The organism is Slackia equolifaciens, from assembly GCF_003725995.1.
Classification (GTDB): domain Bacteria; phylum Actinomycetota; class Coriobacteriia; order Coriobacteriales; family Eggerthellaceae; genus Slackia; species Slackia equolifaciens.
Genome location: NZ_QIBX01000001.1, coordinates 305,168 through 318,445, shown reverse-complemented (window position 1 = coordinate 318,445; position 13,278 = coordinate 305,168). Strand labels below are relative to the sequence as shown.

Genomic DNA, 13,278 nt, shown 5'->3' with positions numbered 1-13,278 from the left:
CCATGAGGAAGATCGGCATTCAAGAAATCGAAGACATCGCCTTGGGCGCGGCCCTTCTGGGCGCGGGCGGCGGTGGCGATCCCTATATCGGCAAGCTTTTGGCCATCGGTGCCGTAAAGGAATGCGGCGAGGTAAGCCTCATCGATGTGGATGAACTCTCCGACGACGATATCGTGGTGCCCGTGGCAAGCGTGGGCGCGCCCACCATCCTCACCGAGAAGGGCGTGGGCGAGAGCGAGTTCGACCGCCTGCTGGATATGATTTCGACCTATTACGGCAAGAGGGTCACGGCCGTCATGCCCATCGAGGCAGGTGGCGTGAACTCCATGCTGCCCATCGCTGCGGCCGCGCGCCTGGGGTTGCCTATGGTGGACGTGGACGGAATGGGCCGCGCGTTCCCCGAAATCCAGATGGTCACGTTCTCCATCGGCGACATCTCGGCAAGCCCTATGATCTTCATCGACGAAAAGGGCAACCTGGGCCTCATGGAAACCGTCACCAACAAGTGGGTGGAGAACATCTGCCGCGCCGGCTGCACCGCATGCGGCGGCAGCGTGGTGAGCGTGGAATACGTGATGACCGCCGACCAGGTGAAAGAGTACGGCGTGCGCGGCATCGTGACTTACAGCGAGGAGCTGGGTCGCACCATCCGCGCCATCAAGAACTGCCCCGAAGGCATGACGCCCGAGCAGTACTTCCTGGAGTACACCAAGGGATATCGCCTGTTCAAGGGCAAGATCGCCGACGTGTTGCGCGAGACGCGCGGCGGCTTCAATTTCGGCCGCGTGGTGCTGGAGGGCATCGGCGAGGACAAGGGCGGCGAGGCGCAGATCGAGTTCCAGAACGAGAATCTGTGCTGCACGGTGAATGGCAAGATCGTTGCCACCGCGCCCGACCTGATTTGCCTGGTGGACACCGAAACGTTCACGCCCGTGCCCACTGACGCGCTCAAGTACGGCAAGCGTGTGCTGGCCGTGGGCCTGCCGTGCTACCACCTGTGGCGCACGGAGCGCGGCCTCGAGCTCGTAGGCCCGCGCTACTTCGGCATCGATACGGATTACATTCCTGTGGAGGAGCGGGTGAAGGAGTTGGTGTAACGATGCCCGAGTTCGGGACTGGCAGGGCACCCATGCTCAAACAGTCCTGGCTCGCGCAAACACCCCACTGGGGTGTTTGGCTCGTGCGGAACTGCGCGTGGGATGCCCTGCCAGTCCCGAACGAAGCCGCAATTGGTACTATCCGACAAACTTGAATATTCTGAAGCTTGATTGCCAGGAGGAACAATGTACAAGTTGGGAATTGACGTTGGCGGCACCAACACCGATGCGGTGCTGATCGACGAGAACTTGAACGTGGTGGCAGCTATCAAGAACCCCACCTCGGGCGACATCTACGAGGGCATCATGGGCGCTGTGGATGCGGTGCTTGCTGAGAGCGGCGTTGACCGCACCCAGATTACGCAGGCGATGCTCGGCACCACGCAGTGCACGAACGCTATCGTGGAGCGCAAGGGTTTGGCCCCTATCGCCATTCTGCGCATCGGTGCACCGGCGAGCGTGGGCATTCCGCCCATGGTCGATTGGGCAGAGGATATCGCGTCCGTGGCCGTTGACCACGCCATCATCGGCGGAGGCTTCGAGTTCGACGGCAAGCGTTTGGCCGAGTTCGACGAGGAGGCCTGCCGCTCCTTCTTCGAGGGCGTAGCGGGCAAGGTGGGCGCTGTGGCGATCAGCTGCGTGTTCTCCACCGTGCGCAACGACGACGAGCTGCGCGCCGCCGAGATTGCTCGCGAGGTCTTGGGCGATGACGTGCATGTGTCCATCTCTTCCGAGATTGGCTCGATGGGCCTGGTTGAGCGTGAGAACGCGACCATTCTGAACGCGGCGCTGCACAAGGTGGCAGAGCGTTTCACCGAGGGCTTTGCAAAGAGCCTGGAGGAACGCGGCATCGTGAACGCCGAAGTATACCTGTCGCAAAACGACGGCACGCTCATGACCATCGAGCATGCGCGCCAGTACCCCATCCTCACCATCGCATGCGGCCCTACCAACTCCATCCGCGGTGCGAGCTACCTGTCGCGCATGGACGACGCCATCGTGATCGACGTGGGCGGCACCACCACCGACCTGGGCGTGCTCTCCAGCGGTTTTCCGCGTGAGAGCGGCGTGGCTGTGACCATCGGCGGCGTGCGCACGAACTTCCGCATGCCCGACGTGATCTCCATTGGCTTGGGCGGCGGTTCGATCGTGCGCCAGCGCGAGGACGGCACCGTAACCGTGGGCCCCGATTCGGTGGGTTATGAGATCACCAAGCGCGCGCTGGTGTTCGGCGGCGACACCATGACGGCCACCGACATCGCGGTGCGTCTTGGTATGGCCGAGGTGGGCGATGCCTCCAAGGTTGCCAACATCGATGAGGAGCTCGCCACCAAGGCGCTTGCCGCAATGCGCGAGATGGTGGAAGAAGGCATCGACATGATGAAGGTGTCCAACGAGGACATCGACGCCATCCTGGTGGGCGGCGGCTGCATCATTCTGCCTACCGATCTTGCCGGCACCGCCAAATGTGTCAAGCCCGAGCATTCCGGCTGCGCCAACGCCATCGGTTCGGCCATCTCCAAGGTGAGCGGCACCTATGAGGCGCTCGTTGATTACGATGTCACGCCGCGCGAAGAGGCGCTGGCAAACGCTCGCGCCGCTGCCATCGAGGAGGCCGTGCGCGCTGGCGCCGTGCGTGAGACGGTGGAAATCATCGATTCCGAAGATGTGCCGCTGCAGTACTATCCCGGTCACACCAACCGCGTGAAGGTGAAGGCGGCCGGCGAACTTGTTTCGATGGCGTAACGGCCATCGGCAATGCCCGAGGGGCACCGTCATCGACAACATTCGAGGGGCGCTGCGAAGCCGCTGAGAATCAAATGAGCAGGGGAGGCTTTCCTATGGGAAGCCTCCCCTGCGTTTTGCGAATCTCTACTGGCGGTTCCATTCCCCTCGTTTCCAAATGCGTCGGCGAGGTGCGGTCTGCGGTTTCTTTTGTGGCGTCGGCTGGGCATGCTGCGTGTGCGGTAGAATCTTGTTGACGCATTGTGGCAAGGAATGGGGGAAGGGAGCGCACATGACTGAGTTCGGCTCTGTGAATGAGGTGGCCGAAGCGTTGCGCGCGGGGCGTGCGGCCGTGTTTCCCACCGATACGGTGTATGGAATCGGCGTTGCGGTAACGCGGGCTCCTTCGCCTATCGAGGTCTACGACGCGAAGCGCCGCGACCACGATAAGCCGCTGCCGTGGTTGGTGGACGGCCTAACCGCGCTCGACATTTTCGGCAGGGAAGTTCCCTCGTATGCCTATGACCTGGCGCGGGAATTCTGGCCCGGCCAGTTGACGCTCATTGTTTCCGCAGGGGGCGGCGTGCCGTGGGCGTTCGGCTCCGAAAATCGCACTGTCGCGCTCCGTGTGCCCAACGATGCGACGGCGCTCAAGCTCATCGCGAGCGTCGGATGCCCCATCGCCAACTCGAGCGCGAATTTTCAGGGACATACGCCGCCGCAATCGTATGCCGATATCGATCCTGCATTTCTGGCGCAGCTCGCAGCGTCATGCGGCGATGACGAGCCGCGCAGCGGCATCTCCTCCACAATCGTGGACTGCACGGGGCCAAACCCGCGGATCGTGCGTGTGGGGTCGATTACGAAGGACGATATTGCCGGCGTGTGCCCATTGCTCAACGACGGCGACTAAGGAATCGCTGAAAGAGGTTCGATTCCGTTTGCATGCACAATTCGCGGTGGAGAGTTGGGAGTGGCGTAATGGATAAGCAGCGCAAGAAAGAAATGCTGCAAGCGTACAAAGAGCGGCGCCCGCAGATGGGCATTGTGTCATACGAATGCACGGCAACGGGCGATGTGTTTCTGAGCGCCGCCAAGGATACCGCCGCCGATATCAACGGCACCACGATGAAACTTGAGAGCGGGTTCCATCCCAATAAGCGGCTGCTTGAGCTGTGGACGCGGTACGGCCAAGACGGCTTCTCCATTCGCGTCGTGGAAACGCTTGAGTACATCGACGGGGTGGAGGATTACAGCGACGATTTGGACGCCTTGCGCGATGAGATTCTGGAGGCTCATCCGGGCGCTCGCAAGGTGTGGCGCTAGCGAACCTCGCTGAGGGCGTGGCTCGCACAAGAGACGCGATTTGTACGCGTTGCATTCTGCACGCATGAAGAAGGGGCCGTCTGGCCCCCTCTGGTGTTATGGAGCGGCTTGTGTGCCGGCTGCGCTCAGTGTAGCTTCTGGGCGAGGTTCATCATGCTTCCGGTCAGATTATGGAGCGAAGCTTGCGCCTGCGGGTCAAGATCGGCGCTTCGGCGGTACGTAACCTCGCCGTTTTCGTCCACGCCCGATTCGCAGGTGGCGACCGTCCACGAATATCCGGTGATCCAACCGCATGCGTTGCAGAAGCGCTGGAGCACGGCGGCGGTTACGTCGATACCGCAGTTGCTGAGCCCCGTGGTGCACACGATGCCCGCCACCCTGCCGGCGAGGGGATTGATTTCCATATGCGACTGCGGGCACGTGCGATCGATGAACGTCTTCATGCGAGCGGTCACATTCTCAAAATAGTTGGGATTTCCTACGATCACGGCATCCGACTCCATGATCGCATCGAGGACTTCCTGCATCTGATCGCCCTCGCGCGAAAGCAGCGGGCACGGCTTGTCGCGCAGGCAGGAATTGCAGCCGATGCAGTATTCGATGTGTTTGTCAGCGAGTTCGATAAGCTCGGTATCCCATCCTTGCGCCGCAAAATCATCCAGCGCCATCTGCAGCAGTTTCGAGGTGCTTCGTCCCGTGCGGTGGCTTCCGTTGATTGCAAGTACCTTCATGGCTTGCCCCCTTAAGCGTAGGAAATTCGCTTCATCCGATAAAGGGATTGTGCTCCAGTGTCCCGCTTTTATCCAGATGGTTCCTTGCATGCGAACGGGGTTCTTCTTGCAAGCTGTGTCGAATTCGATGTCGCGAAGAGTGCAGAGACTCTGAAGCGCCAACATGAAGGGAATGTTGAACGGGCGGTTTCGATGCCGCGAAGAGCGCATGGGCTCCAAGGGGAGCATGAGCCTCGAAGCGCATAGGCTCCGAAAGAGCGTTCGGGGCGAGATTTGTGCGGGAAGGTTTTGCGTTTTCGGGGCGATTGTGCTGCCAAAATGCGCAGGCGGTTCGGGTAGGTTTTTCGCGACTTCGGGAGATTGATTCGGCAAGATTCCGGCAAGATGCGGGCAAGGTTTGGGAAAAGGCTTGGCAAGGTTTTTAGGGTAGCCTGATTTGCATGAGCATGTTTCTTACATACCTTGTATACGCTATATGCGTGACGCTTCTGCCTGCTGTGCTGGACTCGACACTGCATCGTGGCCTTGCGTACTGTATGCAGTCTGCCGATGGCGCGGCATGTGCCGCATTATGTACAGCGCCGCTTTACGAAGAGATGCGGCAATCAGGGTGTCTCTTGGCGCACGTATCTACTGCGGCGGCTATAGCGTCTCATGCCGTGCTGATCGCTGCACTTTTCTATGCCTCACTTGTCGATATAAGAACGCGCGTGGTGCCCACGGTTTCACCTGCTGCAGCAATGAGTGCTTGGCTTTTGACAACCCTGGTATGCGCTGTTATAGGCGTTTGCCCGTATTCGTATGCGTTTGGGCAGGTCGAGAATCCGTCTTGGATTCTTGCTGGCGTGGCCGGCGGCGCCATAACGGCGGGGGTCGCTCTCGTCTGTGCGATGCTTCTCGAAAGGCGTTCGGGGGTCACCGCGCTTGGCGGGGGAGACATAAAGCTGTTCTTCATCGTGGGCCTTTACTTAGGTCCCGAGGGCGGTATGGTGGCGCTCGGTCTGTCATGCGTACTCGCGTTACTGTGGCAAGTTGTCATGCTCGCTTTCGAAACTCTCAGGCGATTTCGAGAACGTCGCCGCGGTGTGCCCCTTGCTGCACAACCCTGTCTAACGAACTATCAATTCGGCGTATCCGCGCCCTGCCAGCTCAAACGCTCCCCTTTGTGCCGTTTATCGCCTCAGCCGTCATTGTAATTATCACATATGGGGTGATTTGATATGGATAATGGAGAATTTCAGAATAGAATTAGTACCAATTACTCTCTTGATTTGCGATTGTATTCTCCATACAATGCGATAAAGCGACCAGAGTTCGAATACGATGAGGCAAAGAGCTTTCTGAATGCTGAAAAACATGGCATCGATTTTGAAGAAGCTCAAGAGTTGTGGGATGGTCCGCATTTTGTCACTCCTGTGGAATTCAAGGGGGAACGTCGTTATTCGGTCGTTGGGAAAATCGGAGGGGAGTACTGGACCGCTATCGCAACAGATCGCAAGGGTCACGTTCGAATCATTTCTGTTCGACGATCGATCAAGAAGGAGGCATCCTATTATGACGGGCGACGAAACGAAAATAACCCCTGACAATCTCCTCGAAAAGTTCGATGCAGGTGAGGACGTATCGGATTATTTTGATTTTGAACATGGAGCGATGGTTTACCCAGAAGAAAAGGTTGCCGTAAGGCACATCAAGATTGGGTCCGATGACGAAACACGTCGTGTGAATGTGGATTTTCCCAGATGGGTGGTAGAGGCGCTCGACCGCGAAGCAAAGCGTATAGGCGTAGGCCGCCAAGCAGTCATCAAAACCTGGATTGTCCAACACCTCGACGAAATGGGAGAACGTCCCGCCTAGGAAGCGGGCGAGCGAAAGCGATGCCCGCCATGTGGGCGATGAAGCTCCGATTTGCCGGTTTCTCATGTGAACTGGAGCGAGGGGTGAGAAAAGGGGGATGCAAAGGGGGAAAGGAGAGGGGAAACATCCCCTCTCCTTTCCCCCTTTGGAACGCGCTGCTACTCGAAATGCTCCGCAGCAATCTTAAGCTGGTTAATAATATCAATCCCCTGAGGACACATATCCTCGCATGCGCCGCACTCGATGCATTCGCTCGCCGGCGCCTTCGCCTGCCAAGCGTACTGGCCCTTCACGAACTCGTTGTTCTCGGTCATGGCCTCCAGATTCAAAAGACCCAGAATGTTGGGGATGGCCACGCCTTGCGGGCAGTCCTTCACGCAATAGCGGCAGTTGGTGCAGGGGATGCTCGCCATCGAACGAAGCACTTCGGTCGCTTCGGTCATGGCTTTCTGCTCGGCCTCGTTGAAGGGCGCGTTCGCCTTCCATTCCGCCACGTTCTCCTTCATCTGCTCAAGCGTGGATGCGCCGGAGAGCACCGTGATGACGTTGGGGAGGTTGTAGCAGAAACGATACGCCCACGAGGCGAGGCTCTTGTCGGGGTCGGTCGCCTTGAACACGTTCGCCACGCGTTCCGGCAGATCGGCCAGACGGCCGCCGCGCACGGGCTCCATGATCACCACGGGTACGCCATGCTTCTGCGCCACTTCCAGGCACTTACGGGACTGCACCACCGGGTCGTCCCAGTCCAGATAATTTGCCTGCAGCTGGACGAAGTCCATATCGGGATGCGCGGTCAGAAGCTCATCGAGCGTTTCGGGGCCGTCGTGCATGGAGAAGCCCACATGCTTGATCTTTCCCTGCTCCTTCATCTCGCGCACGAAATCCCACATACCGTATTCGTCGAATTTCGCGGTACGCGGACCGCCCACGTTGTGCAGCAGGTAAAAATCGACGTAATCCACGCCCAAACGCTCCAGCGAAATGGCCAGATTGCCCTTAGCGGTCTCGGCGTCGGGAGCCGCCCATGCGAGGCATTTAGTGGCAATGGTGTAGGCGTCGCGTGGGTAGCGCTCCACGAGCGCCTGACGCACGGCGGCCTCCGAGGTGCCCTCGTGATACACGAAGGCGGTGTCGAAATACGTGCCGCCGCCGGCGATGAACTCGTCGACCATCTGCTTGAATTGCTCGATGTCGATGCTGGTCTGGTCATTTGCGTCCAAAAGCGGCAGGCGCATGCATCCAAAGCCCAGCTTAGGCGTGTTCAGAAGGTCGTTGCTCATAATTCCCCCTCATAATTCGATTTAGTGCGGCTCATACTTTACTCATTTGAGTGCGCTTCAAGTCAAGGCAAAAGATGCGCGCGATGGTGGAGGTTCTGTGGATGCGCCGTCAAATGAGCGCCGCTCCGCAGCGACGAACGCCGTTCGCGAACGCGCGGAGCGGTTAACAGAGTTAAATGCGAGCGTCGAACTTACAATTAGGCCATCGCATAGAAAATGCGCACGCTGCGCCGCAAGGCAAGGGGCTATCGTCGATGGGTAGAAACCGTTTCAATTTGCCTAACGTGTGGTGCCCGACATGATTGGAGGTTCTCCGATGGATAAGCTGCTCGAAGGAAAGGTCGCCGTCGTCACGGGAGGCACGCGCGGAATCGGATTCGCCATCGTGAAGAAGTTCCTGGAAAACGGCGCCAAGGTTGCGCTGTGCGGAAGCCGCCAAGAGTCGGCCGACGCCGCGGTTGCCAAGCTCAAGGAAGAGAACCCCGACTGGGAGGTCATGGGCATTGCGCCCAAGCTGACTGACCCCGCATCGGTCGCAGAGGCGCTCGCCCAGGTCAAAGAGGCATGGGGCCGCATCGACATCATGGGCAACAACGCCGGCGTCTCGGCGCGCGAGAGCATCTACGACTACGATCCCGAGGCGTTCCGCAAGACCATCGACCTCAATGTGAACGCCGTGTTCTACTGCTCACAGGCTGCTGCGCGCATCATGAAGGAGCAGGGCGGCGGCGTGATCATCAACACCAGCTCCATGGTAAGCATCTACGGCCAGCCGTCGGGCTGCGCCTATCCTGCCTCCAAGTTCGCCGTCAACGGCCTCACCAAGTCGCTGGGCCGCGAGCTGGCGCCCGACAACATTCGTGTGAACGCCGTCGCGCCGGGCATCACCCGCACTGATATGGTTTCCGCGCTGCCCGACGAGATGATCAAGCCGCTCATCGCCACCATTCCGCTGGGCCGCATGACCGAACCTGAGGACATCGCGAATGCGTACCTGTACCTGGCAAGTGACCTTGCATCCGACGTCACGGGCGTGGTGCTTTCCGTAGACGGCCTGGCAAGGGCGTAGTTTTTCGCCAGAGCCTGACGTATTTCGGCAATCAGATTGTGCTATATGCCCCGCATCGCATTCCGGTGCGGGGCATTTTCGTGCAAAAAAGCGACGCGGCCAAGGGAGGGAGGTGCCGCGTCGCTTTATGTGTGGCAGGCGTTCAAGCTGAGTTGATGTCTAGCCCAATCTCATCGGTCATCTTGCTTTTGCGCACCGATGCTTTAGAACGTCTGCTGCGAGAGTCTCGGCGAAGGATTACGTCGCTTGCGAATTTACTTGATTTCGCTTGCCACGGTTTCGCCCATGATGTAGCCGAAGTTCATGGCCGCATCGAAGCCCATGCCGTACTGCTTGCCGTCCTTCTCCTCAATGGAGCCGCACACGTCGCCGGCGGCGTACAGGCCGGGAATGATTTCCTCGTTCTCGTCGAGCACGTGGGCCTCGGTGTCAATGGCAAGGCCGCCCGTGGTCAGATAGAACGTGGGCTCAACGCCGCATACCCAGATGCCGTCGTGCGTGTCGATGAAGGGCAGGTTCTCGCGGCCGAACTCGTCGGCTTCGCCTGCCAGCGCATGCTGGTTGTTGGTGTCGATGGTGGCGGCCAGGTTGGTCATGCCGGTGGCCTCGGCGGCTTCTTCCACGGTGGCATAGTGCACCATGTCGCCTCGCTCGAACAGCGCCTTGTAGGTGTCGAAGGCATAGGTGAGGTTGTTCATGGTGGTCACGGCGCCGGACTCGTCAGTGATCCAGTAGAACTTGCCGCCGTTGGCGTCGTCGCACAGGGCGCGGCCGATGACGAAGTGGTTGGAGCTCATCACGTTGCCGAACTGGTCGCCCGTGGCGTTCACCATGATACCCGGGGTGGTCTGGTACATGAAGGCAATCTCCATGCGGCTGCCCGCCTGACCGGTGGTGCTCATGAATGCGCCGAGCTCGCGACCCATGCACTCGATGGCGGCGCCCACCTTCTGACCCAGCACGATGCCGTCGCCGGTGGAAGCGGGGCAGCAGTTGAACGAACGGCCCGCGTAATCGGGATAGTATTGATCGACCATCTCCTGGTTGGCACCGAAGCCGCCGGAGGCCAGCAGCACGGCCTTGGCGGTGGCGGTGTAGGTGGAGCCGTCCTTGCCCTCGGCCACCAGGCCGGTCGCGCGGCCGTCGGTCATGGTGATGTCGGTGACGGTGGCACCGTAGATGATTGTTCCGCCCAGCGCGCCAATGCGGTCGACTAGGTACTGCATGGCATATCCGCAGCCGCCTTCATAGCAGCCGGGAGCCAGGTACGGGGTCACGCCGTAGGCGGCGTTTACGCCCAGGCTGTAGAAGCCCACGCCGATCTCATGCAGCCAGTCCACCAGGTTGGGGGAGGCGGTGTACATCGCGTCGTCGTAGGGCATCGCCTTGTCGTAGCGGTCGAACTCGGGGTTCACGTAGTTGGACAGCAGCGCCAGCATGGCGGTCTTGTCGAAGTACGGACTGTCGTCGAAGCGGCCCAGCGAGTAGTTTTTCTGCAGCTGGCTGCCGGCGCAGGCGAGGCCGGAGTAGGTCATGGACATGGAGCCACCGGGGATGTCCTGCTTTTCGAAGAGCGTCACGGTGTAGCCCTTCTCCAAAAGGCGAGTGGCGGCGGTGAGTCCCGCGGTGCCGGCGCCCATCACAACCACATCGCTTTCGATCTCCTGCGCGGTGCCTCCGGTCAGCTCCTCGGGGCCAAGCAAAAACGCAGAGGAATCCACGCCCGCGTTGGCAAGGCCCTCCAGCGCGGCGTTCTTGATGGCCATGCAGGTGGTGGTGGCGCCGGAGATGACGTCCACATCGAGGTTCTGCGCCTCGAGAGCCTTAGCGGGCCACATGGTGCAGGCAAGGCTGCCCACGCCCACGGTCTCGTCGTGGGAGAGCACGCGCAGGCCGGCAAGCGCGCCGCCGGTGACGGTGGTTTCTACGAACACCCAGTTCTCGTGGCCCATCGCCTTGGTCACGTACTTGCCATCGGTGGGCTTGGAGGCTGCGGCATAGGTGGTTTCAACCGGGCTCTTAGGCGCGGCCGCTTCTGCGGCAGCGTCGGTGCCGGAGTCGGCGGCGGGGGAGCAGCCCACGCCCATCGCGGCTACGGCGCCAAGAGCGGCAACTGCGCCGGTTCCCTTGAGGAAATTACGGCGAGAGAGTTCGAAATCCATAGTGTATCCCCTTCCTTGGATATGCTTCCGCGCCGGAATGGCCGAAAGCTCGGATGCCGTGCGCCCTCCTGCGCAATAATTGGCATCCGGAATGGTCCGAGAGTACGCGCTCGCGCCGTCAAAGTCCTCACCGACTATCGGTGAGATTTACGTATCGCCTGGTGAATCGCCTATGAATACGAACTGCAGCAAACGAAGGTTTTTGTCACAACGTCCACAGAGGCCGCACTTCGGAGAGCAGAAGTCGGGTTTTCGCGGGCTCTCGATCCACCCATGACTTCGTGTCGGCTGGGCGCGCCCTACGCGGTCGGGTACAATGGCGTCAGGCCAATTGCAAGCAGTGGAGGGGAGCAGTGGTCGGATCTATAACAAAGCGGGGTGCCTGCTCTGCTCTGGGCTTCGGCATGTCCAAGGCGGCCACCTCGATCGGATATCTCACCGCCATGGGATCGGTGGTTCACAATATCGGGTTCGTAACCGAGCTGTGGTTCATGCTCGCAAGCGAGGCGGTATCCATCGTTCTCGCCTGCATCATAGTTGCTTGGGCGGCAAAGGCGCCGCAATCCGCGACGGTTCCTCAGTGGCCGGCGTGGGTGACGTTTGCCGCGGGGTTCGCGCTGAGCGCATCGGGCGCGCTGGCGAACATCCCTGCCGCTGTGGGTGCGGGCGTGCTCGGTGCGCTTTACGGCATCTCGTCGGTGATGCTTTCGTGCACGTGGCTGGAGGAATTCGCTCGCCAAAGCTCGCGTGAGGCTCCGCGGCATATGGTAATAGGACTGTTCATCCAGCTCGTCGCAGTTGCTGCGTCTGCCGTGCTCTCTCAGGTTGCTCTGGTGGTTTCGGCGCTGGTATTCTTGGTCGTATCGGCTTTTTGCTTCGCCGTGGTGAACAGAGAGCACGATGCCGATGCCATAGGGCTCGCTCGGACGGAATCGCGCTCGCGTGTCAATGTGCGTGATTTTCTGCACCGATTCGGCAACCCGTTCATGTGCCTGTTTGTACTCGTGGGCGTCGTGGGAATCCTGCATACCTCCGTGCTCGGTTCGGCATCGGAGCATATCGTCGGAGACGTTTCTATGGCGGTTCCTCTGGGCGTCGCCACGCTTATCACGGCGGCGTTTGCCGTGGTGGCCATGCGTCTGCCCGATCCGACCGCCGTGTACAAGGCGTGTTTGCCGGTAATGCTGGTGCTGCTTTCACTGCTTCCGTTTGTTGGACAGCTGCTGGGCTCGTTCGCCGGCACGGTAATGATTGCCTGCAATGATGTGTGCGGCATGCTGTTTTTGTTCTACATCGTGGGCGCCGCGCATCGTCATGGATGGCGCAGCTATGTGCTGTCGGGCGTGTACCTGGGCGGATCGAACCTGTTTTTATGCCTTGGGCTGGCCATTGGCCTTGGATTGGGCGCTGCGAGTGCCGATTATGGCGTGTCGTTGCTCACGCTGCTGGCGTTTGCCGCCATGTATCCGCTGGGGATTGCCTTTGTCGTGCTTATGCGAAGGGGCAAGAAGCGCGAGGGTGCTCAAATTGAGCAAAGTCATTCTGCGGAGTCGGAGCAGGTTTCCGAGCGTCTTTCAAATCAGGGCTCGGCGCAGCTCTCCAGTGAGGTTTCCGAGCGACTTTCCGGGCAAATTCCCGACCAGTCGTCCGATTGGGGTTCTGGCCGGCTCGAACGGTCTCCCGGGCAAGTTCCCGACCAGCTTTCCGATCGAGGTGCTGAGCAGCCTGATTGGCCTGCCATTTTGGCAACGTTTTCGAAACGCTACGGCCTCACGCGCCGCGAGTCCGAAATTTGCTCCTATCTTGTGCGTGGACGGTCTGCGCGCCATATCGCCGAGGAGCTGGTGATTTCCGAGAACACGGTGTGGACGCATATCAAGAACGTCTATGCCAAAACCGCAACCTCCGGCAAAGACAGCCTCATCGAGCTGTTTGAAAGGCAGGCATACGAAGATTTGCAAGCTAAGCCGGGCGATCTTGCCGCACGCCGCTAAAGGTTTCGGAAGGTGTTTGCGTTTACGAAGGTGAGAA

General features: G+C 59.9%; 12 protein-coding genes. 9 read left to right on the top strand and 3 right to left on the bottom strand.

All coding sequences use genetic code 11. The features are described 5' to 3' along the window. Window positions 1-2: 2 nt before the first annotated feature. The 4 genes from DMP06_RS01290 to DMP06_RS01275 all read left to right on the top strand — a co-directional run bounded on the left by DMP06_RS01290 (window position 3) and on the right by DMP06_RS01275 (window position 4,148). Window positions 3-1,097, top strand: a complete 1,095-nt coding sequence (locus DMP06_RS01290) for a DUF917 domain-containing protein (protein WP_123207932.1) — start codon at window positions 3-5, stop codon at window positions 1,095-1,097. 186 nt (window positions 1,098-1,283) lie between these two features. Further along, a complete protein-coding gene (locus DMP06_RS01285) occupies window positions 1,284-2,843 on the top strand; it encodes a hydantoinase/oxoprolinase family protein (RefSeq protein ID WP_123207931.1) in 1,560 nt (519 codons plus the stop codon). 271 nt (window positions 2,844-3,114) lie between these two features. Next, complete coding sequence (locus tag DMP06_RS01280; RefSeq protein ID WP_123207930.1) at window positions 3,115-3,735, top strand: L-threonylcarbamoyladenylate synthase; 621 nt, start codon at window positions 3,115-3,117, stop codon at window positions 3,733-3,735. Window positions 3,736-3,803: 68 nt separating this feature from the next. Further along, window positions 3,804-4,148 (top strand): GIY-YIG nuclease family protein, encoded by a 345-nt coding sequence (locus DMP06_RS01275; RefSeq protein WP_123207929.1) that lies wholly within the window; start codon window positions 3,804-3,806, stop codon window positions 4,146-4,148. A 125-nt stretch (window positions 4,149-4,273) separates the two neighbouring features. Here DMP06_RS01275 and DMP06_RS01270 read toward each other — a convergent pair whose 3' ends face one another. Beyond that, the gene (locus DMP06_RS01270; RefSeq protein WP_161957779.1) at window positions 4,274-4,879 is read right to left on the bottom strand and encodes a flavodoxin family protein; all 606 of its coding nucleotides are present in this window, start codon (window positions 4,877-4,879) and stop codon (window positions 4,274-4,276) included. Window positions 4,880-5,319: 440 nt separating this feature from the next. Between DMP06_RS01270 and DMP06_RS11860 the strand changes: the two genes are divergently transcribed. The 3 genes from DMP06_RS11860 to brnA are packed head-to-tail and all read left to right on the top strand — an operon-like array spanning window position 5,320 to window position 6,736. After that, window positions 5,320-6,075, top strand: coding sequence for a prepilin peptidase (locus DMP06_RS11860; RefSeq protein WP_123207927.1), 756 nt, complete (start codon window positions 5,320-5,322; stop codon window positions 6,073-6,075). 24 nt (window positions 6,076-6,099) lie between these two features. Then, complete coding sequence (locus DMP06_RS01260; protein WP_123207926.1) at window positions 6,100-6,465, top strand: BrnT family toxin; 366 nt, start codon at window positions 6,100-6,102, stop codon at window positions 6,463-6,465. Continuing rightward, window positions 6,434-6,736: a type II toxin-antitoxin system BrnA family antitoxin gene (gene brnA / locus DMP06_RS01255; RefSeq protein WP_123207925.1), complete on the top strand. Its 303-nt coding sequence runs from the start codon at window positions 6,434-6,436 to the stop codon at window positions 6,734-6,736. The genes DMP06_RS01260 and brnA overlap by 32 nt, the downstream gene beginning before the upstream one ends. Window positions 6,737-6,894: 158 nt before the next feature. Here the strand turns inward: brnA and DMP06_RS01250 are convergent, their stop codons facing one another. Further along, window positions 6,895-8,016: an aldo/keto reductase gene (locus DMP06_RS01250; protein WP_123207924.1), complete on the bottom strand. Its 1,122-nt coding sequence runs from the start codon at window positions 8,014-8,016 to the stop codon at window positions 6,895-6,897. A 316-nt stretch (window positions 8,017-8,332) separates the two neighbouring features. Between DMP06_RS01250 and DMP06_RS01245 the strand changes: the two genes are divergently transcribed. After that, window positions 8,333-9,085: an SDR family NAD(P)-dependent oxidoreductase gene (locus tag DMP06_RS01245; RefSeq protein WP_181443000.1), complete on the top strand. Its 753-nt coding sequence runs from the start codon at window positions 8,333-8,335 to the stop codon at window positions 9,083-9,085. Window positions 9,086-9,339: 254 nt separating this feature from the next. Here DMP06_RS01245 and DMP06_RS01240 read toward each other — a convergent pair whose 3' ends face one another. Then, the gene (locus tag DMP06_RS01240; protein ID WP_123207923.1) at window positions 9,340-11,247 is read right to left on the bottom strand and encodes an FAD-dependent oxidoreductase; all 1,908 of its coding nucleotides are present in this window, start codon (window positions 11,245-11,247) and stop codon (window positions 9,340-9,342) included. A gap of 353 nt (window positions 11,248-11,600) precedes the next feature. Between DMP06_RS01240 and DMP06_RS01235 the strand changes: the two genes are divergently transcribed. After that, window positions 11,601-13,241 carry a helix-turn-helix transcriptional regulator gene (locus tag DMP06_RS01235; protein WP_245962311.1) on the top strand — a complete coding sequence of 547 codons (1,641 nt, stop codon included), beginning with the start codon at window positions 11,601-11,603 and terminating at the stop codon, window positions 13,239-13,241. Window positions 13,242-13,278: the final 37 nt, after the last annotated feature.

Excerpts from the sequence above, each read along its gene's own strand:
- DMP06_RS01290 (WP_123207932.1), top strand. The coding sequence starts at position 3 with ATGAGGAAGATCGGCATTCAAGAAATCGAAGACATCGCCTTGGGCGCG.
- DMP06_RS01285 (WP_123207931.1), top strand. The coding sequence starts at position 1,284 with ATGTACAAGTTGGGAATTGACGTTGGCGGCACCAACACCGATGCGGTG.
- DMP06_RS01280 (WP_123207930.1), top strand. The coding sequence starts at position 3,115 with ATGACTGAGTTCGGCTCTGTGAATGAGGTGGCCGAAGCGTTGCGCGCG.
- DMP06_RS01275 (WP_123207929.1), top strand. The coding sequence starts at position 3,804 with ATGGATAAGCAGCGCAAGAAAGAAATGCTGCAAGCGTACAAAGAGCGG.
- DMP06_RS01270 (WP_161957779.1), bottom strand. The coding sequence starts at position 4,879 with ATGAAGGTACTTGCAATCAACGGAAGCCACCGCACGGGACGAAGCACC.
- DMP06_RS11860 (WP_123207927.1), top strand. The coding sequence starts at position 5,320 with ATGAGCATGTTTCTTACATACCTTGTATACGCTATATGCGTGACGCTT.
- DMP06_RS01260 (WP_123207926.1), top strand. The coding sequence starts at position 6,100 with ATGGATAATGGAGAATTTCAGAATAGAATTAGTACCAATTACTCTCTT.
- brnA (WP_123207925.1), top strand. The coding sequence starts at position 6,434 with ATGACGGGCGACGAAACGAAAATAACCCCTGACAATCTCCTCGAAAAG.
- DMP06_RS01250 (WP_123207924.1), bottom strand. The coding sequence starts at position 8,016 with ATGAGCAACGACCTTCTGAACACGCCTAAGCTGGGCTTTGGATGCATG.
- DMP06_RS01245 (WP_181443000.1), top strand. The coding sequence starts at position 8,333 with ATGGATAAGCTGCTCGAAGGAAAGGTCGCCGTCGTCACGGGAGGCACG.
- DMP06_RS01240 (WP_123207923.1), bottom strand. The coding sequence starts at position 11,247 with ATGGATTTCGAACTCTCTCGCCGTAATTTCCTCAAGGGAACCGGCGCA.